The organism is Pseudomonas sp. 14P_5.3_Bac1 (assembly GCF_025466135.1).
GTDB lineage: Bacteria > Pseudomonadota > Gammaproteobacteria > Pseudomonadales > Pseudomonadaceae > Aquipseudomonas.
The window spans coordinates 48,849-70,193 of sequence record NZ_JANLOF010000005.1 but is presented as its reverse complement, the minus strand read 5'-3'; the positions used below and the strand labels follow the sequence as shown (position 1 = coordinate 70,193).

General features: G+C 61.6%; 7 protein-coding genes. 2 read left to right on the top strand and 5 right to left on the bottom strand.

Annotated features, from left to right (window positions below):
• Positions 1-2: 2 nt before the first annotated feature.
• On the top strand, positions 3-11,855 hold the full coding sequence (locus tag NTD89_RS00920; RefSeq protein ID WP_262206133.1) for a non-ribosomal peptide synthase/polyketide synthase: 11,853 nt from the start codon (positions 3-5) through the stop codon (positions 11,853-11,855).
• A gap of 290 nt (positions 11,856-12,145) precedes the next feature.
• Here the strand turns inward: NTD89_RS00920 and NTD89_RS00915 are convergent, their stop codons facing one another.
• Both NTD89_RS00915 and NTD89_RS00910 read right to left on the bottom strand, forming a co-directional pair.
• Positions 12,146-14,587 carry a TonB-dependent siderophore receptor gene (locus NTD89_RS00915; RefSeq protein ID WP_262206132.1) on the bottom strand — a complete coding sequence of 814 codons (2,442 nt, stop codon included), beginning with the start codon at positions 14,585-14,587 and terminating at the stop codon, positions 12,146-12,148.
• Positions 14,588-14,696: 109 nt separating this feature from the next.
• A complete protein-coding gene (locus tag NTD89_RS00910) occupies positions 14,697-16,349 on the bottom strand; it encodes a cyclic peptide export ABC transporter (protein WP_262206131.1) in 1,653 nt (550 codons plus the stop codon).
• Positions 16,350-16,548: 199 nt separating this feature from the next.
• Here NTD89_RS00910 and NTD89_RS00905 point away from each other — a divergent pair, with 199 nt between their 5' ends.
• Complete coding sequence (locus NTD89_RS00905) at positions 16,549-17,376, top strand: N(5)-hydroxyornithine transformylase PvdF (RefSeq protein ID WP_094950653.1); 828 nt, start codon at positions 16,549-16,551, stop codon at positions 17,374-17,376.
• Positions 17,377-17,699: 323 nt separating this feature from the next.
• Here the strand turns inward: NTD89_RS00905 and NTD89_RS00900 are convergent, their stop codons facing one another.
• Genes NTD89_RS00900 through pvdM form a run of 3 tightly spaced genes read right to left on the bottom strand, consistent with a single transcriptional unit; the run spans position 17,700 to position 21,250 of the window.
• Positions 17,700-18,572, bottom strand: coding sequence for a formylglycine-generating enzyme family protein (locus NTD89_RS00900; RefSeq protein ID WP_262206129.1), 873 nt, complete (start codon positions 18,570-18,572; stop codon positions 17,700-17,702).
• 29 nt (positions 18,573-18,601) lie between these two features.
• Positions 18,602-19,882, bottom strand: coding sequence for an aminotransferase class V-fold PLP-dependent enzyme (locus tag NTD89_RS00895; protein ID WP_262206128.1), 1,281 nt, complete (start codon positions 19,880-19,882; stop codon positions 18,602-18,604).
• Positions 19,883-19,900: 18 nt separating this feature from the next.
• Positions 19,901-21,250, bottom strand: coding sequence for a pyoverdine-tailoring dipeptidase-like protein PvdM (gene pvdM, locus NTD89_RS00890; protein ID WP_262206127.1), 1,350 nt, complete (start codon positions 21,248-21,250; stop codon positions 19,901-19,903).
• Positions 21,251-21,345: the final 95 nt, after the last annotated feature.

Genomic DNA, 21,345 nt, shown 5'->3' with positions numbered 1-21,345 from the left:
CCATGCTTTCCAACCCTAATATCGATCTGGTCTCGCGCTTTCTTCGCCTGCCGCTTGAACAACGTCAGCAGTTTTATCAGCGCCTGCAAGCGCGTGGCATGAGCTTCGCGCAACTGCCGATTGCCCCGACCCGCCACGAGGTCCAAGCACTGCCCTTGTCTTACGCTCAGGAACGCCAGTGGTTCCTCTGGCAGTTGGACCCTGACAGCGCCACCTATCACATCCCTGGCGCGCTGCGCCTGCAAGGCCAGTTGGACTTGGTGGCGCTGCAGCACAGTTTCGACCGTTTGCTGGCGCGCCACGAAGGCCTGCGCACCCGCTTGCTACAGGATGGTGAGCAGTTGTTGCAGGCCGTGATGCCTGAGGCTCGCGTTGAAATCGTGCAGCGACGCACGGACGAACAGCACCTGATGGCGCAGGTGGAAGCTGAGGTCGCGCGGCCTTTCGATCTGCTCCAGGCACCGCTGTTGCGCGTGACGCTGCTGCAACTGGCCGACGATGAGCATGTGCTGGTGATGGTGCAGCACCACATCATTTCCGATGGCTGGTCGATGCAGGTCATGGTCGAGGAGCTGGTGCAGCTCTATGCCGCCAGCAGCCAGGGCCGCAGCCTGGAATTGCCCGACCTGCCGATCCAGTACGCTGACTATGCCCTGTGGCAGCGCGGCTGGATGGAAGCGGGTGAGAAAGCCCGTCAATTGGCGTACTGGGAGTCACTGCTGGGCGGCGAGCAACCGGTGCTGGAATTGCCCCTCGATCACCCGCGACCGGCTCAGCAAAGCCATCGCGGTGCCAGTTTGCAGGTGCATCTGTCACCGACGCTGGTCAGTGGTATCAAGCGCCTTGCGCAGCAAGAGGGCGCGACCCCGTTCATGCTGCTGCTGGCTGCGTTCCAGACCTTGCTCTATCGCTACAGTGGACAGTCGGACATCCGTGTCGGCGTGCCGATTGCCAACCGCAACCGGGTCGAGACCGAGCGGCTGATCGGCTTTTTCGTCAACACCCAAGTGCTCAAGGCCGACCTTGACGGGCAGATGAGTTTCGTCGAACTGCTGCAGCAGACCAAGCGTCGCTCGCTGCAAGCCCAGGCCCATCAGGACCTGCCGTTCGAACAACTGGTGGTGGCGTTGCAGCCCGAGCGCAGCCTGAGCCACAACCCATTGTTCCAGGTGATGTTCAACCACCAGACCGACGCCCAGGGCGGGCGCGAGGGCCAGCAATTACCGGGGCTGCGCGTCTTGGAACTGGACTGGGACAACCAGACCACGCACTTCGATTTGAGCCTGGACACCCATGAGTCCGCCGAAGGCATCTGGGCGGCGCTGACCTATGCGACCGACCTGTTCGAGGCCGCGACGATCGAGCGTTTGGCGCAGCACTGGCAGAACCTGCTGCACGCAGTGGTGAACGCACCGCAGAGTCGTCTCAGTGATGTGGTGATGCTCGGCGCCGCCGAACAAACGGTGGTACTCAAGGCGTGGAACGCGCCAGCTACCGGCATCGAACTGCACGCGGTGCATCAACTGTTCGAGGCTCAGGCCCGGCAGCACCCTGAACGCCAGGCTTTGGCGCTGGACGAGCAGGCCATCAGCTATGGCGAGTTGAACCGCCAGGCCAACCGTCTGGCCCACTACCTGATCGCCCAGGGCGTAGGCCCGGAAGTGCTGGTCGGCATCGCCGTGGAGCGCTCGTTTGCCATGGTGGTGAGCCTGCTGGCGGTGCTCAAGGCGGGCGGTGCGTACGTGCCGCTCGACCCGGAATACCCGCGTGAGCGCCTGCTGCACATGCTTGAAGACAGCGGCGTGAGGCTGGTGCTCACGCAATCGTCGCTGCGTCAGCGCCTGCCGCTGCCTGGGCATTTGGCGACCCTGGACATCGACCTGGCGGATGCGCAACTGGCGCAATGTGCCGAGCACAATCCACGGCTCGACTTCGAACCGCGCAACCTGGCCTACGTCATCTACACCTCAGGCTCTACCGGCAAGCCCAAGGGCGTCGCCATCAACCATGCCGCCTTGAGTGAGTTCGCGAGCATTGCCGCTGACTATTCGTGCCTGACTGCGGACGACCGAGTTCTGCAGTTCGCGACCTTGAACTTCGACGGCTTCGTCGAGCAGCTGTACCCAGCCCTGACACTCGGTGCCACCGTGGTGCTGCGTGGCGCGCAACTGTGGGACGGTGCCGAGCTGTACCGGCAGGTTATTGCTCAGGGCATCACCCTGGCCGACTTGCCCACGGCCTACTGGAAACTCTTTTTGCAGGATTGCCTGGTGGCCGGCCCGCGCGCTTACGGCGCACTGCGCCAGGTGCATATCGGCGGCGAAGCCATGCCGCTGGATGGCCCGGCGTTGTGGCGTCGTGCTGGGCTTGGGCATGTGCGCCTGCTCAATACTTATGGGCCGACCGAGGCGACCGTGGTGTCCAGCGTGCTGGACTGCAGCGCCGACACCACTATGATCGGCGCCAGCAACAGCCCTATCGGCCGCGCGCTGGCGGGGCGTGGGTTGTATGTGCTCGACCGTGATTTGAACCTGCTGCCGGTCGGTGCCGTGGGTGAGCTGTATATCGCCAGTGAAAGCGGCCTGGCGCGTGCCTATCTGCAACGCCCTGCGCTGACGGCGGAACGGTTTGTCGCCGACCCTTTCAGTCATTCGGGTGCGCGCCTGTATCGCACGGGTGACCTGGCTCGCTGTCGCGCTGATGGCGTGATCGAGTACGTCGGGCGGGTCGATCATCAGGTCAAGATCCGAGGTTTCCGCATTGAGCTGGGTGAAATCGAAGCATTGCTGCTGGCCCAGCCAGGCGTGCGCGAAACCCTGCTTCTGGCGGCTGACAACCAACTGCTGGCCTACGTGGTACCTACTCACGCGCTGCCCGAGCACGAGCAGGTTGCGGCGGGTGAACAGCTCAAGGCCACGCTGCGCGAGCAATTGCCGGATTACATGGTGCCTGCGCACCTGATCTTCCTCGCACGCATGCCTTTGAACCCCAATGGCAAGCTGGACCGCCATGCCTTGCCCAAACCGGATGCCACGTCGGCGCAAGCCGATTGGCAAGCGCCGGTTACCGCCCTGCAACAGCAGGTTGCGGCGATCTGGGCCGACATCCTCGGCACCGAGCGGGTCGGGCTGACTCAGCACTTCTTCGAGCTGGGCGGGCATTCGTTGCTGGCGATGCAGGTGGTCTCGCGCCTTCGTCAGGCGCTGAACCTGGAAGTGCCGCTCAAGACCCTGTTCGAGCAACCGCGCCTGGACGGTTTTGTCGCCGCTATTGAAGCCCATTCCCCGACCGCACCAAAGGCGCCGGCGCTGGTGCCGGTGGGGCGTGACCAACCGCTGCCGTTGTCGTATGCCCAGGAGCGCCAGTGGTTCCTCTGGCAACTGGAGCCGCAAAGCGCGGCGTATCACGTGCCTAGCGCCTTGCGTTTGAAAGGGCAGTTGGACATTGCCGCGTTGCAGCGCAGTTTCGACACGTTGCTGGCACGGCATGAAAGCCTGCGCACGCATGTGCGCCAGACCCACGACGGCGCAGTGCAGGTGATCGACCCGTTGGCGTCGGTGCAGATAGTGTGTGGCGATGTCGAGGAGGCCCAGCTCAAGGCGCGAGTAGAAGCTGAAATTGCCAAGCCGTTCGACCTGCAACAGGGGCCGTTGCTGCGCGTGGCGCTGCTGCGTCTGGCGGCTGATGAGCATGTGTTGGTGCTGGTTCAGCATCACATCGTGTCCGATGGTTGGTCGATGCAGCTGGTGGTGGAGGAACTGGTACAGCTTTACGCCGCGTACAGCCAAGGGCAGGGCGTGCAATTGCCGGCGTTGCCGATTCAGTACGCTGACTACGCTGTGTGGCAACGCAACTGGATGGGCGCGGGTGAGAAAGCGCGCCAACTGGCCTATTGGCGCGAGGTGCTGGGCGGTGAGCAGAGCGTGTTGGAGCTGCCCTTCGACCACCCACGCCCGGCCGTGCAGAGCCACCGTGGCGCACGCCTGCCTATCGAGCTGGCGCCGACACTGGCCCATGACCTCAAAGCCTTGGCCCGGCAGCAAGGTGTGACACTGTTCATGCTGTTGCTGGCGTCGTTCCAGACCTTGCTGCACCGCTACAGCGGTCAGGAAGAAATCCGCGTCGGCGTGCCGATTGCCAACCGCAATCGCAGGGAAACCGAGCGCCTGATCGGCTTCTTCGTCAACACGCAAGTGCTCAAGGCCGACCTGCATGGCCAGATGAGCGTCGAGCAGTTATTGCAGCACACGCGCCAGCGCGCGCTGGATGCTCAGGCGCATCAGGACCTGCCGTTCGAGCAACTGGTCGAAGCCTTGCAACCGGAGCGCAGCCTGAGCCACAACCCGTTGTTCCAGGTGATGTTCAACCACCAGACCGATGTGGGTCAGGCCCAGGTTCAGCACCAACTGCCGCAGTTGCGGGTAGAGGGGCTGGACTGGGAGAGCAAGACCGCGCACTTCGATCTGGACCTGGATATCCAGGAATCCAACGAGGGTATCTGGGCCACGCTGGGGTATGCCCAGGATTTGTTTGAGGCCGGCACCGTGCAACGTATGGCTCGCCATTGGCAGAACCTGTTGCAGGGCATGGTCGCCAACCCGCAGCAAAGCCTCAGTCAATTGCCGCTGTTGGACAGTGCCGAGCAGCAACAGATTCTGCACCTGTGGAACTGCACCGATTCGGGCTTCTCGGCCAAACGCCTGGTGCACGAATTGGTCGCCGACCGTGCGCGGGAAAACCCGAATGCCGTGGCGGTGAAATTCGATTCGCAAACCCTGACGTATGGTGAACTCGATGGCCAGGCCAATCGCCTGGCGCATGCGCTGATCGCCCGAGGTGTGGGGCCGGAAGTACGCGTGGCCATCGCCATGCCGCGCAGTGCCGAGATCATGGTGGCGTTTCTGGCGGTGATGAAATCCGGTGGCGTCTACGTACCGTTGGACGTGGAATACCCACGTGATCGCCTGCTGTACATGATGCAAGACAGCCGTGCAAAATTGTTGCTGACCCACTCGGCTGTGCAGCAGCGGCTGCCGATCCCCGAAGGCCTGGAAGCGCTTGCGGTTGATCAGGTCCAAACTTGGGCCGAGGCTGACGACAGCGCCCCTCAGGTGGCACTGGACGGCGACAACCTGGCCTACGTGATCTACACCTCCGGCTCCACCGGTATGCCCAAAGGGGTGGCCGTGTCCCACGGTCCGCTGGTGGCGCACATCATCGCCACCGGTGAGCGTTACGAAACCGGCCCGGCGGATTGCGAACTGCACTTCATGTCGTTCGCTTTCGATGGCTCCCACGAAGGCTGGATGCACCCGCTGATCAACGGCGCCAGCGTGCTGATCCGCGACGACAGCCTGTGGCTGCCGGAGTACACCTACGCCCAAATGCACCGCCACAATGTGACGATGGCGGTGTTCCCACCGGTTTACCTGCAACAACTGGCCGAGCACGCCGAACGCGATGGCAACCCACCGGCAGTGCGCGTCTACTGCTTTGGCGGGGACGCGGTAGCCCAGGCGAGTTACGACCTGGCATGGCGCGCACTGAAACCCACCTACTTGTTCAACGGCTATGGCCCGACCGAAACCGTGGTGACGCCGCTGCTGTGGAAAGCCCGTAAGGGCGACCCGTGCGGCGCGGTGTATGCGCCCATCGGCACGTTGCTGGGCAACCGCAACGGTTACGTATTGGATGCGCAGTTGAACCTGCAACCCATCGGCGTCGCTGGTGAGTTGTACCTGGGCGGTGAGGGGGTGGCGCGTGGTTACCTCGAGCGCCCGGCACTGACCGCTGAGCGTTTCGTACCGGACCCGTTCGGCAAACCTGGCAGCCGCGTGTACCGCAGCGGCGACTTGACCCGTGGTCGCCCGGACGGCGTGGTGGACTACCTGGGCCGTGTCGACCATCAGGTGAAAATCCGTGGTTTCCGTATCGAATTGGGTGAAATCGAAGCCCGTCTGCGCGAACAGGACAGTGTTGGTGAAACCGTGGTGGTGGCTCAGGAGGGCCCATCCGGCAAGCAATTGGTCGCCTATGTGGTGCCGTTGGACCCGGCGTTGATCGACGATGCCGTGGCGCAATCGAACGGCCGCGAGGCGCTGCGTCGTGCCTTGAAAACCCGTCTGCCGGATTACATGGTGCCCACGCATCTGATGTTTTTGCCACGCATGCCGCTGACGCCCAACGGCAAGCTGGACCGCAAAGGCTTGCCGCTGCCCGACGTGAGCCAGATGCAGCAGGTCTACGTAGCGCCACAGAGTGAACTGGAGCAGAAGATTGCCGCGATCTGGTCCGACGTGCTGCGCCTGCCGCGTGTGGGCTTGCATGACAATTTCTTCGAACTGGGCGGCGACTCGATCATTTCGATCCAGGTGGTCAGCCGCGCCCGCCAAGCGGGTGTGCGCTTCACGCCCAAGGACCTGTTCCAGCACCAGACGGTGCAGAGCCTGGCAGCCGTAGCCCGCGAAGGCGAGGGCGCGGTGGTGCTGGATCAGTCGGCGCTGACCGGCGAGTTGCTGCTACTGCCGATCCAGCACGCGTTTTTTGCCGATGACATCCCGCAGCGCGAGCACTGGAACCAGTCGGTGGTGCTGCAGCCGCACCAACGGTTGGAGGTGCCTGTGCTGTTGGCGGCACTTGAGGCGTTGATCGTGCATCACGACGCCCTGCGCACTATGTTTGTCCAAGGTGCAGACGGCTGGCGTGCGGTGTATCGAACTGCGCAGCAGCATCAGGCCGAACAGGTGTTGTGGCAGACCACGCTGAACACGGCTGAAGAGCTTGATGCCCTGGGCGAAGAAGCCCAGCGCAGCCTCGACCTGAGCCAAGGCCCGCTGCTGCGTGCGGTGTTGGTGGGCATGGCCGACGGCTCGCAACGCTTATTGTTGGTGATCCATCACTTGGTGGTGGACGGTGTGTCCTGGCGCATCCTGTTGGAAGATCTGCAAACCGCCTACCACCAACTGGTCGAAGGCGTCAGCGTGGTGCTGCCGGCCAAGACCAGTTCCACCCGCGCCTGGGCCGAGCGTTTGCAAGCGTACGCCGGTACTGCGGCGCTGGCCGAGGAGTTGTCGTGGTGGCAGTCGCAGCTGCAGGGCAGCCGCGCCGGTTTGCCGGGCGCCGACCCGCAGGCCAGTGTCAGTAACCGGCATGCCCTGAGCGTGACGACGCACTTGGATCAAGGGTTTACCCGGCGCTTGTTGCAAGACGTTCCAAGTGCCTACCGGACCCAGATCAATGACGTGCTGCTGACCGCTTTGGCGCGCGTTATCGTGCGCTGGACCGGTGACGCGTCGATGCTGATCCGCCTGGAAGGCCACGGCCGTGAGGACCTGTTCGACGAGATCGACCTGACTCGCACCGTCGGGTGGTTTACCAGCCTTTATCCATTGCAATTGGCACCAACCGACTCCCTGGCGGGTTCGCTCAAACAGATCAAGGAACAGCTGCGCGCGGTACCGCACAAAGGCCTGGGCTTTGGCGCCTTGCGTTACCTGGGCAGTGCCGAGGCGCAACAGGCATTGGCGGGTTTGCCGCGCCCGCGCATCACGTTCAATTACTTGGGACAGTTCGACACCAGCTTCGAGAGCGGCGAACAGGAGGGCTTGTTCGCGCCTTCCGGTGACGCCAGTGGCGCCGAACAAAGCGTCGATGCGCCGCTGGGCAACTGGCTGGAAATCAATGGCCAGGTGTACGGCGGCGAGCTGAAGCTGAACTGGAGTTTCAGCCAGGCCATGTTCGCCCAAGCAACCGTGCAACAGCTGGCTGATGAGTACGCGTTGGAACTCAAAGCCTTGATCGAACACTGCTGTGCTGCGGCCAATCAGGGCGTGACGCCGTCGGACTTCCCGCTGGCGCGCCTGTCGCAAGTTCAACTGGATGCGTTGCCGCTTGCCGTTTCTGAGGTTGAAGACCTGTACCCCTTGTCGCCGATGCAGCAAGGTATGTTGTTCCAGTCGCTGTATGGCGAAGGGTCGGGCGATTACATCAACCAGATGCGCATCGATGTGGACGGTTTGGATGTACCGCGCTTCCGCCAGGCCTGGCAGGCGGCGGTTGACCGGCATGAAATCCTGCGCAGCGGCTTCCTCTGGCAGACCGATGTGGAGCAACCGTTGCAGGTGGTCTACAAGCAGCGACGAATGCCGCTTGAGGCGCTTGATTGGCAGGACCGCACCGATTGCCCTACGGCACTCGATAGCCTGGCCGAATCGGCACGCGTTCAAGGTTTTGTATTGGAGCAGGCGCCGTTGTTGAGCCTGTCGGTGATACGCACGGGTGCGTCGAGTTATCACTTGATCTACACCAATCACCACATCCTGATGGATGGCTGGAGTGGTTCGCAGCTGTTTGGTGAGGTGTTGCAACATTATGCCGGCGAGCCGCTGTCTGCACCGACCGGGCGTTACCGCGACTACATCGCCTGGTTGCAGGCGCAGGACAAGGCCGTCAGCGAAGCCTTCTGGAAGGCTCAACTGGTCAATCTGCAGGCGCCTACGCGTCTTGCACCTGGCCTGTCGAGCGATGAGCCTGCTGCATTGGCGGCCAATGGTGAGCATCGCCTGAGCTTTGACGCCGCTCACACCGAACGCCTCAAAGTGTTCGCGCAAGGCAACAAGGTTACCCTCAATACCTTGGTGCAAGCTGCCTGGTTATTGCTGCTGCAACATCACACCGGGCAGGCTACCGTGGCCTTCGGCGCCACCGTGGCAGGTCGCCCGGCCGAGCTGCGCGGTATCGAGCAGCAAGTGGGTTTGTTTATCAACACGCTGCCTGTGGTGGCCACGCCTGAGGCGCAGCTGTCGGTCAGCCAGTGGCTGCAACAGATCCAGGCGCAGAACGTGCGCTTGCGCGAGCAAGAACACACGCCGCTGTTCGAGATCCAGCGTTGGGCCGGGTTGGGTGGCGAGGCGCTGTTCGACAGCATCCTGGTGTTCGAGAACTACCCGGTGTCCGAGGCGTTGGAGCAAGGCGCGCCGTCGGGCCTGCGCTTTGGTGCGGTGCACAGCCTGGAGCAGACGCACTACCCGTTGACCGTGCTGCTGGGCATGGGCGAAAGCCTCGGGCTTGAGTTCAACTATGACCGTCAGGCCTTCAGCGCCGCACATATCCAGCGCTTGGCCGAGCACTTCCAGCAGTTATTGAATGCCTTGATCGTCGATGCCGACCAACGCCTGGCCGCACTGCCGTCCGTGACCCAGGCCGAGCGTGAGACGTTGCTGGCATGGAACGCCACGGCTCAGACTTACCCGCTGCATCAGGGCGTGCATCAGTTGATTGAGGCCCAGGTGCTACGTACGCCGCACAGTCCGGCCCTGGCCTTTGCCGGGCAGCAGTTGAGCTACGCCGAACTTAACCGTCGGGCCAACCGCCTGGCGCATCGTTTGGTGGCGGCGGGTGTCGGGCCGGACGTGCTGGTGGGGCTGGCGGTGGAGCGCTCCATCGAGCTGGTTGTCGGCCTGTTGGCCGTGCTCAAGGCCGGCGGCGCCTATGTGCCGCTGGACCCGGAATACCCGCGTGACCGACTCAGTTATATGCTGCAAGACAGTGGCGTGAATCTGCTGCTGACCCAGGCACATTTGTTGGCGCAACTGCCGCTCTCGACAGGCGTGCAAAGCCTGGTGCTGGAGACCGGCGAAGCATGGCTTGAAGGTTACAGCGAGCACAATCCTGATGTCGCAGTGGATGGCGAGAACCTGGCGTATGTGATCTACACCTCGGGCTCGACCGGGCAGCCCAAGGGCGCCGGCAATCGGCATTCGGCACTGACCAATCGACTCTGCTGGATGCAGCAGGCATACAGCCTGGATGGTGGCGATACAGTGCTGCAGAAAACCCCGTTCAGTTTTGACGTGTCGGTGTGGGAGTTCTTCTGGCCACTGATGACCGGCGCGCGCCTCGTGGTGGCAGCGCCGGGAGATCATCGCGATCCGGCCCGGTTGATCAGCTTGATCAACGCCGAGCAGGTCACCACGCTTCACTTTGTGCCATCCATGCTGCAAGCCTTCTTGCAGGACGCGGCGGTCGGCTCTTGCCATAGCCTGCAACGCATTGTGTGCAGCGGCGAAGCATTGCCGGTGGACGCGCAGCAACAGGTTTTTGCCAAGCTGCCCGCTGCCCGGTTGTACAACCTGTACGGGCCGACGGAAGCCGCGATTGATGTGACCCACTGGACCTGTGTCGAGGAAGGCAGTGATGCCGTGCCGATTGGCCAGCCCATCGCCAACCTGGGCTGCTACGTGCTGGACAGCAACCTGGAGCCGGCGCCGGTGGGCGTGTTGGGCGAGTTGTACCTGGGCGGTATTGGCCTGGCGCGGGGTTATCACCGTCGGCCGGCGTTGACCGCTGAGCGTTTTGTGACTGACCCCTTCGGCAGTGGAGAGCGGCTGTACCGCACTGGCGACCTGGCGCGCTATCGCGACGACGGTGTGATCGAGTACGCGGGCCGCATCGACCATCAGGTCAAACTGCGTGGGCTGCGCATCGAGTTAGGTGAAATCGAGGCGCGTCTGCTGGAGCATGAGTGCGTGCGTGAAGCGGCCGTGCTGGCCGTGGACGGCACGCATTTGGTGGGTTACGTGGTATTGCAGGCGCCGAGTGAGGATTGGAAATCCGTGGTCGGCACGCACTTGTCTGCGCACTTGCCGGATTATATGGTGCCCGCGCAGTGGGTCGTGCTTGAGCAGATGCCGCTGAGCCCGAATGGCAAACTGGATCGCAAGGCGCTGCCCAAGCCTGAAGCCAGCGGCGCAGACCAATACCAGGCGCCGCACAGCGAGATTGAGCAACAGGTTGCAGCGATCTGGAGTGAGGTGCTGGGTGTTGAGCGGGTGGGGTTGAACGACAACTTCTTCGAGTTGGGCGGCCACTCCTTGCGCGTGCTGTTGCTCAAGGAGCGCATCCGGCAGGTCAGCGGGGTCAACCTGTCTGTCAGCCAATTGATGCTCAACCCAACCGTGCGCGGGCAGGTTAATTGTCTGCAGGGCGATGCGCGCAGCGAGTTGATCGTCAAGCTCAACAGCCAGACCCAAGGTACGCCGCTGTTCATGTTCCACCCAAGCTTTGGTTCGGTGCATTGCTACACCGCGATCGCCCTGGCGCTGCGCGAGCAACGCCCGGTGTACGGGGTGATCTGTCGTGCGCTGGTGGAAGAGGGCGCGTCGGTGCCTGAATGGCAGGCGATGGTTGACGATTACGCCGCGCAATTATTGGCGGCTCAGCCACAGGGTGCCTATCGCTTGGCCGGTTGGTCGCTGGGCGGCAACCTGGCGATGGAAGTCGCCTATGCGCTGGAGCAAGCAGGGCGTGAGGTGGAGTTTGTCGGCTGGATCGATTCGGCGCCGCCGCAGTGGCTCAAGCCGTATTGGGACGCGGTGATCGTGGAGGAGGGGCGCGAGGCATCCGCCAATGAGCGCCGTGCGGCGTTGCTTGGGGCAATGTTCCCGGCGTTTTCCGAGCAGATTGAAGGTGCGTGGCAGGAGTGCCAGCGTCAGGCAGCGGATGAAGACGGGCAATGGCACGCGTTCGTGGGCTGGGCAGAGCAGCATTTGGGTGAAGGTTTTACCCGCATCAAGGAAGAGTTGCTGCGTGGCAACGAGGCACAGATTTCCTGGGAGGTTGACCGTGCGTTGAGCGAACGCTTGGAAGCGGCGGACTTCAAGCCGATCCAGGCGTCGGTCAGTTGCTGGTGGGCCTCATTGAGCCGCGCGGGGCAGTTCAAGGACCTGATCGAACAGAACATGGCGAAGGTGATTGGGCAGGGGCGCATCGAGCGTTCGGTGATGATCGACACCGATCATGACGGCATTATCGACAGCGCCGCGTTCATCAACAGCCTGGTGGCCGCCATGGAGTAAGGAGGGCGACGCACGAATCAACCCGGATCATTGATGCGGGTTTTTTTGTGCTGGATTTCAGGCCGGGCAGGCATCAAAAAAGGGCTCCGCAGACGTGATTTTCTGTGGAGGCTGGCTTGCCTGCGATGGCATCGACTGGGGGCCTGATATTTCGAGGTGCATGCATCGCAGACACGCCAGCTCCCACAGTTGACCGAGCATGGCCTTAATACACAGGCATAAAAAAGCCCGATGAGAGCGGCGCTTTCATCGGGCGTTGGGTTGATCGCTTGGGCGATCAGTGCATTTGATCAGAAGTCCCAGCGAGTGCTGAACATCACGTTACGCGGATCACCGTAGGCGGCCGAGTTATAGAAGCCCACGTTGGTGTAGTAGGTGGTGTCGAAGATATTGTTGAGGTTGACGGTCGCCGAGAGGTTCTTGGTGACCTGGTAGCGGGTCATCAGGTCCACCACTGTATAGGACGACTGGGTGATGTCCTGGTTTTTATTGAGCGGCTGGTTCCAGATCTCATTCCAGGCCTTGCTCTGCCAGCGCACGCCGCCACCGACAGTGAACTTGTCCAGAGCGCCCTTGAGTTTGTAGGTGGTGTTCAGGTTGACCTGATTTTCCGGCTCGAAGGTGGAGATTTTCTTGCCGTCTTCGTCGCGCACGATCTTGTGGGTGTAACCGCCCTGCAGCTGCCAGCCTGGGCTCAGCTCACCGGAGATTTCTGCTTCGTAGCCTTTGGTGACGGCCTTGGAACCCTTGAACGCATAGTTGTCGGGTGTCGGGGTTTGGTTGTTGTAGGCATCGTCAGAGATAGCGCGATTGGTCTCATGCACCTCGAAATACGCAAGGCTGGTGTTCAAGCGGCCGTCAAAGAACTCGCCCTTCAAGCCTATCTCGTAGTTTTGCCCTTCGTCCGGCTCCAGCAGCGTCTGGTTGCGGTCTTTATAGGTGCTTTCCTGAGGTTGGAAAATATCGGTATAGCTGGTGTACACCGAGAAATTGTCGTTCAGGTCATAGATCACACCCGCATACGGGATGAACCGGCCGGTTTCCTTATAGGAGGGGTTAATACCGGTGACGTGATAGTTGGCGACGCGACCGCCGAGAATCACGTTCAGGTCATCCATTACGTTCAAGCGTGTCGTCACGTAGTAGCCGGTCTGACGGATATTGTCGTCGGTGTACTGCTGGACCGGGCCGTAGATCGGCTTGGCGATCTTGCCATTCCAGTTATAGAAATCGACTTTGTTGCCGCCTGGCCATTCCGGTGACCAATAACCCTTGCCCTGCCAGCGCGAGGTGCCGATCGAGCCGCCTACGACCAGTTCATGGTCGCGGCCGAACAAGCTGAAAGGCCCGGTGGCATACAGATCGGCCGAGGTGCTTTTGGTTTCGCCCGTGTACTTCTGCCCATTGACCGACGCGCTGCCATCGGACTGGGGCTCAACGAACTGAATCGAGCCAAGGTCGGCGTGGTAGCTGTTGATCTTGTGGTCAAGTTGGAACTTGGTGACCCAGCCATCGCCCAGATCATGCTCGAGCATGGCAAAGGCGGTGCGGGTGTTTTGTTCCCAGGAACTCCAGGTGGTGCCGTTGTTGTAGGAGCGGGGCATCTTGTTGATGCTGCCGTCGTATTTCACCAGCGGGAAGGAACCAGACCAACTCGAACCTTGTGGAATGCTGTCCTGGTAGTCGAAGCCCACGGTCAGCATGGTATCGGGGGACAGGTCGAACTCGGTAATGCCGTAGTAGGTTTCGGTCTTGCGGGAGTAGTGGTCCATGAAGGAATTTTTGTCTTGGTACGCCGCCACTGCGCGACCACGGACGTTGCCGCTGTCGGTCAACGGGCCGCTGACGTCGACTTCGCTGCGGTAGTTGTCCCAGGAACCTGCGCCCAGTTGCACATGGCCTTTGAATTCCGAGGTGGGCTTCTTGCGAATCAGGTTGATGGTCGCGCCCAGAGAGCCGGCACCGTTGAGCAGGCCGGTGGCGCCCTTGAGAACTTCGACGCGGTCGTAGATCGCCATGTCGCTCAGGGTGTTACCTGCCGAATAGCCAACGTTGCGCACGGTGGACGGAATGCCATCGTACTGGAAGCTGTTGACCGAAAAACCACGGGAATAGTAGTTGGTACGGTCGGTGTCATAGGCCGACACGGTGATGCCCGGGGTGTGGCGCATCACGTCATCGACGTTATTGAGGCCAAAGTCTTCGATGTGCTGGCGGGTGATCACCGTAATCGACTGCGGGGTTTGCCGCGGCGTCAGGCTCAAGCGGGTTGCCGTGGCAATGGTGCCTGGCGTGTAGGAACCGGAGCCCTCGGTGATGTTGCCTAGGGCGTTGCCGGTTACCTCGGTAGGGCTTAATTCCAGCTCTGCGGATGTACCGGCGGCGGTCACGGTCAGCGAGTTGCCATTGAAGGTGTGGGTTGTCTCTGTGCCACCCAGCAAGGTGTCGATTGCCCGCTGCGGTTCCATTTTGCCCTTGACTGCGCGGCTGCTCTTGCCCTGCACATCGCTCGGGCTGTACAGCACCTGCACGTTGGTCTGGCGCCCAAACTCTTGCAGTGCGCTCCCTAGCGACTGTGCAGGAATATCCAGCTCGATCTCCTGTGCCTGCGCATAACCTGCAACCGGCAGCGATATCGCCAGGGCCAAGGCGCTCGGAAGAAGATTGATGTTCAGGGCCCGGCGCATGGATAGCGCTTTGCTCAGGGGGCTGAGACCGAGTCTTGCTGGCATGGATGCTTTCTCTTCTATGTTTAAGTGGGCAAGTTATAGGTGTTTATTGAGTATTGTTCTCATTACCACTAGTGAGACGTTCCTACTTGTAAAAACCGGAAAATAAATTTCAGGCAGGCTCCATTTCGTGCACCACCTGGCCGGCGCGCAGTCGCACCAATTGATCGGCGATGTCGAAGTAGCGGTCGTCGTGGCTGATTACGATGATGGTTTTGCCCAGGCGCTTGAGGTCCGGCAGCAGCTCGGTGTAGAAAATCCGGCGGAAAGCCGGGTCCTGGTCCGCGGCCCATTCGTCGAACACCAGTACCGGGCGTTCTTCGAGCCAGGCGTTGACCAATGCCAGGCGTTTGCGTTGGCCGGTAGACAGGTCGGTAGTGCTGAACACGCCGTCCTTGACGCTGACCTTGTGCGCAATCTCCAGGCGCTCCAGGTATTTGGCGGCGCTATCCAGTGAGTGGGTGGCGCTGCCTTGCACCAGATCGTCGAACAGGTAGTAGTCGGAGAAGATCGTTGTGAAGAGTTGGCGATAGTCATCGCGCTCGGGGTCGGTGACGGCCTCGCCGTTCAGGCGGATCTCGCCCGCCTGGGGCGGATACAAGCCCAGCAGTAGTTTGATCAGGGTGGTCTTGCCGCTGCCGTTCTCGCCGACGATAAACACGATATCGCCTTGTTTGATGCTCAGGTTGATCGGCCCCAGGTGGAACGGTTCGCTGCCTTCAATCGCCGGTGGGCTGTAGCTCACGCCGCGCAGTTCCAGGCTGTTGACGACCGGTTTTGGCGCTTCGCTGTCATCCATCAGCAGGTGCGGTTCGGGGGAGGAGAAGCGCTCCGACAGCTCGCTGATCCGGCCAAAGGCGATCTTGGCCTTGCCCACCACCGGCAGGTAACCGAGCAGGTGTTCCAGCGGGCCTTTCATGTATAGCAGCACCAGCACGAAGCCGGTGATCACCGTAGGGTCGGGGTTCGGGTTGTAGGCCTGCATCGCCAGGGCCAGGCCGATTACCACGAAGAACAGCATCGAACCGAACGTCTTGGCGAGGATATAAATGTTGACCGAACGCACTTGGATATCGCTGATGCGGTCTGCGGTTTCCTGGATGCGATGGGTATTCATGCGATAGCGCCGTGGGCGGTGCATGCGCAGCTCCTTGGCGCCGGAAGCGATCGCGTTGTAGTAGCGCTGCAATTCATCTTCATGGCTGCGCGCCAAGTCGAAGCCCTGGATGCCTTTGCCACCGGCAATGAATTGCACGGCGCTGCCGATGATGATCGCCACCACCATCATCAGGAACATCGGCACCGACAGGTAGGCAAGGTAGCCCAGGCAGCCGAGGGTCACCGTGGCGGCGATGGCCAGTGGCGTGAAGGCGAAAGAAAAATCGCTGATGGTGTCGACGTCATGGGTCAGCACCGGGATCAGCCGGTGGGAGCGGTAGCGCTCGATCTGGCCGATGGGTGCCGACAGCACTTTCTCGCCCAGATCTTTGCGCAGGGCAGCAATGATGCGTTGCCCGACATAGTTGGTGCCAATGTCGGAAATGATCGAGCTGATCAGCGCCAGTACGCACAGCGCCGCAAAGGTCAGGACCACGCCTTGGGTCATGCCGTTGACCGAATGCAGCGCGTTATTGATGGTGGCCAGCAGCAAGGTAATGGCCAGGCCGCCCACCATGCCGAGGGCGACGGAGATCGTCACGATGGTACGAAAGGGCCTGAGCAAGGCGAGCAAACCCTTGAAGGCGCTGCGTTTGGGGTCGGTCATAAGTACTTCCCGGAGAATGAAAAGAGGGGCTGGGCACACAGACCCTTACCCATGACAAACGAAGCGCCGGCGCGAGTATTTAGCTCGGCGTGCCCTTTGCTGGTGGAGCGGCATAAATTGCCGCGCAGCTGGTTCGTTCTTGTGCTGTAGGCGCACGTGCATCGACGCCGCGCGCAGTCCATTCAGCGAGAGCGAAACAATGACGAAAAAGAACCTGGTGTATGTGTGGTCCCTGCGAAATGCCGCAGCCGACAAGGCCGGGCAGCCGGTGGCCTACAAGGACCACGAGCGCTACATGAAGTCGGTGCTGGAGTTTCTGGTGGGCTCGTTGAACGACACCCCATTGGGCGAGGCGTACAACCTGGTTGGCGTGGTGTACGACGATGACGAACAGAACCCGCGCGACCAGCAACTGGTCAGCGATTACGGCTTTGCCTACAAACCAGGCCGCCAGTGGCTGTACCCGGCGGATCTGCAAGTGCAGGGCCGGTTGGTTAACGATTTGTTGCTGAGCGTGCCGTCCACCTATCGCCGTCTGCCACGCGGCAGCGCCGAGCACATCGCCGGCAAGCAGGATTTCGAGCGCCGCCTGCACGACACGCTGGTGGAATTGAAGGCTGATATCGTCGTGCTGGATGGTTTGCTGGTGATTCTGGATGAGTTGGTGCGGCCAGGCGCGCCGTTTGCGCGGCGCATCATGAACATTCACCCAGGCATTACGCGCATCGAATCGCCTTACGAACGCCGCGGCGCGTACGCCACCTGGAACGCGTTGTATGGTGCGCGCGGGCAAACCGTGGTGGATTGGGCGACCAAGGCCACCACGCCGTCCGAGCCGCTGTACCTCACCGGCGCGTCGTTCCACTACGTGGATAACGGCATTGATTCGGGTGAAGTGTTTCACGACGTGCTGAAAACCGAGATTTCGCCCGAGGACACCATCCTCGAACTGCGCTGGAACAACTTCAACAACAGCCTGTTCCCGGCGTTGCACGAAGGCTTGGAGTTGTTGGCCAAGCAGGCCTGAACACAGCCCTATGGGTACCTGCAGAACCAAAATGTGGGAGCGGGCTTGCCCGCGAAGGCGGCGGCCCTGTCGATACAGGGGTGACTGACACACCGCTATCGCAGGCAAGCCAGCTCCCACATTTGAATGGTGGCGGTCTTGACGGCTTGCGCACGACCCTAAGCCCAGCCGCCCAGCCATTGCCGCGAACCCTTACCTGGCATACGCAAGGCAAAATGTGGGAGCGGGCTTGCCCGCGAAGGCGGCGGCCCTGGCGATAAAGGGATGACTGACCCACCGCTATCGCAGGCAAACCAGCTCCCACATTTTGAACGGCGCCGCGCTTAAAGCTCGCGCACTACCCGAAAGCCAATCCAGTCGCCGCGCGTTTGCGGGTAAATATTGTTGCGGTTGCCCGAGCGTGAAAACACGGGCGCTTCGCCCCAGTCATTGCCGCGAATCTGGTAGCTCTCGCAGTTCGGTTCGACCCAGGCGCTGCCGTCGGTGGGCGCACCGACGTAGTTGGGGTGCTCGCAATCGGCAACCCGCTCATAGACATTGCCGTGCATGTCGTACATGCCAAACGCATTCGGCGGGTAGCTGCCCACTGGCGAGGAATAGCTGTAGCCATCCGCCGGGCCGTAGGTGTTGGCATGTTTGGCGATGCTGTAACCCTTGCCCTCATCGAAAGGAAACGGAAACGGCCCGGTGGTGCCCGCACGCGCCGCATATTCACGTTGCGCTTCGCTGACCATCTGGTACTTCTGCCCGGTCTTTTTCGACAGCCAGGCCACATAGTTCTTGATGTCGTCCATGTCCATGCACACCGCCGGCTGGCGCGGGCCTTGTGGGTAGCGTGGTTTGCTGGCGATGCATTCGCGCCCTGGGCGGGTGTCGCCGTCGGCGATCTTGACGCCGGTCTGGCGGATATAGCTGTCCCATTCACCGGCGGTGATATGGAAGCGGCTCATGGCAAAGGGTTTGGCGAAGGTCACCTCATGCATCGGGCCTTCGTCGGGCTCGCGGCCGACTTCGTCTTCCGGGGTGCCCATGGTAAAGGTGCCGGCCGGCAGCACGACCATTTCCGGGCAGTCCTTGCAGTCTTTGAATACTTTGCCCGGTTGCGCGGTGGCGGCCTGGGCCAGGCCTGGCAACAGCGCGCCGCACAGGGCGGTCAGCGCCAGGGCAGTGAGGGGCTTGAGTCGGGATGGAGTCATGTGGGCATCTCGTTCAAAGGAAAAAGGGTTCACAGCCGTTGGCTCAGCAAGCTCATGAAACGCTGGATTTCATCCGAGCTGTTAAGCAGGCCGGGGGAGGTGCGAATCACGGGGCCGACATCGCGGTCTACCGCATCGATCACCACGCGGTTTTTCATCATGTGGGCGACCACGGCCTCGCTGTCCTGGCCCTTGACGCGGAAGAAGGTAAAACCGGCGGAGAGATCAGGGCTGCGCGGCGTCACCAGCTCGATCTGCGAGTGAGCCAGCAAACGGCTTTTCAATTCGCTATTGAGCGCGTGAATGCGCGCCTGCACTTGCGGCTTGCCCAACTGCAAATGCAGCTTGAAGGCTTCGTCCACCGCCCAGCGATGCTCAAAAGCGTGGTAACCGCCGGGCGTCATGGTGGTGGCGAAATTGGTGTCTTCGGAGAAGGTCGGCACCATCGGCGTCACGTATTTGTTTTCGGCGTCACGGGCGCACACCAGGCCGGTACCGCGCGGGCCGAACATCCATTTATGTGTGCCGGCGATAAAGAAGTCGCAGTGCATGTCGGGGAAGTCGAGGTTTTCCACGCCAAAACCGTGCACACCGTCCACCACGTAGAGAATGCGGTCGTTTTCATCGCGGTGACGGTTGAGTGCGTCCACCAGCCTGCCGATCTCGCCAATCGGTAGTTTCACGCCGCTGCCCGACTGCACCCAGGTCATGCCCAGCACGCGGGTGTTGGGGCGGATACTGCGCTGGATATTGCCGAGGATTTCGTCGGCAGACACGCGGTTGGCGTCTTCGAACAGCCTGAACCGGCGCACCTGCGTGCCTTGCTTGAGCACGCGAAAATCCAGGACGTTCTGGGTGGCGTAATGCTCGTGCACGGTGGTGAGGATTTCCTGGTCGGGCCGCAGCTTTATCCCGCCGTAGATCATCGCCAGCCCCTCGGAGGTGCTGCCGGTGAGGGCAATTTGTGCCGGCTTGGCATTCAAGTAGCGACCGGCCCATTCCCGTACCTGGCCTTCGCGTTTCCAGGTTTCCTCAAGACCCCAATCCATCGCCAGCCCTGGGTTGTGGTCGATTTGCTGGCGGTAGCGGTCGATCGCCTCGCGCACCGGCTTGGGGTGCGAGGCCACCAGGAAGTTGGAGAAGTGCAGGTAGTTCGGGTCCTGGTTGAACAGCTGTTTCAATCCCGTCCATGGGTCGTTCGCAGCGGGTGCCGGGTTGTCGGCCAATGCTTGAGGTATCAGCGCAGCGCCCAGCGGCAGGCTGGCGGCGAAGACACCGGCCTGTTTGAGAAATGTACGGCGATCAGTCATGGACGTGCTTCTAGGTGGTTAGCGGTTGGCCAAGGGCTTGGCGGCTTTTTGTACCTGGTCCCATACGCGCAGGAAGTTGCCTCCCCACAGCTTGGCGATGTCGGCTTCGGAGTAGCCACGCTGGATCAGCTCAGCGGTGACGTTGCGCACCTCGCCGACGTTCTCCCAGCCCTGGATGCCGCCGCCGTCGTTGAAGTCCGACGAGATGCCGACGTGATCGATGCCGATCTTGCGCACGGTGTAGTCGATGGCGTCGCCCCAATCCTTGAGGGTGGCCTTGGGTTCTTCTTCGAGAATGCCGTACAGGCCCTGGGCGTACTGGCCGAACTTCTGCTCGGGCCAGGCGGCAATGATTGCGTCGCCGGGCATCAGGGCCATGGCCAGGTTGGGCAGCGGCGGCAGGTCGAACCGCGCGCGCAGGGCGTTGAGTTTGTCTTGGGTTGGCTGGCTCAGCGGACGCAAATAGGCCGGGAAGCCCACCACTTGAACCACGCCGCCACTGTTCTTGATCAGTTGCAACTCCTTGTCGCTGAGGTTGCGCGGGATATCCACCGAGGCGCGTGGCGCCGAGTGGGACGCCACCATCGGCGTGCGGCTCAATTGCGCCACCTGCTCCAGGGCTTTGGTCGACATTTGCGACACGTCGATGATCACGCCCAGGTCATTGAGGCGATGCACCGCCTGCTGGCCGATGGGCGACAGCCCTTCGAGGGCGTCGGTCGAATCATTGAAAAACGGCAGTGGGCGCGACGAGTCGGACCAGGCGTTATTGCCGATATAACTGAAGCCGAACATGCGCATGCCGCGCGCCGCCCACAGGTCCAGTTGGTTCAGGTCATCGCCCAGCGGGTAGGCGTTGAGCATGCTGATAAAGATCGCGAATTTTCCCTCACCGTGCAGGCGGCGGAAATCGTCCGGGGTGTAGGCGATGCCAACCTGGTTGGGAAAGTCGCGCACCATGCCGGAGATGATCTTGTAGCGCACCTCTTGCTCGTGGCGGGCCTCCTCGACAAAACCGTCGGTGGGCTTATGCGGCGCGTTGGGGCCGTTCCAGATTTCCGGCCAGCCGAAAATCGTCAGGGCTGCGCCGGACAAGCGCCCGCGCGCCGCCTTGGCCAGGTCGAACTGGCCGCTGCCATCTTTGTCGGCCTCATTGCCGGCCGTGCCGAAATCCATCGGCAGCGTGATGTGGCTGTCGAACGACAGCAGGCGGTCCTGCATTTCATTGGCTTGCTTGATTACCTCCAACGGGTAACCGGCATTGCCGCGAAACCAGTGGTCCCAGACCAGAAAGCCGGCCCCGGCGCCGATGGCCAATGCCAGCGGCAGGCCGATCAACAGCGCCTTTTTCGAACGTGGTTTTGTCATTGCCATCTCAGTCAGTTGAGGCCTTTGCTATCAGGGAAGAACGAGCCATCGCCGGGGAAATTTAGGCCCGCTTCGCGCGGCGGTAAATTTGCGAA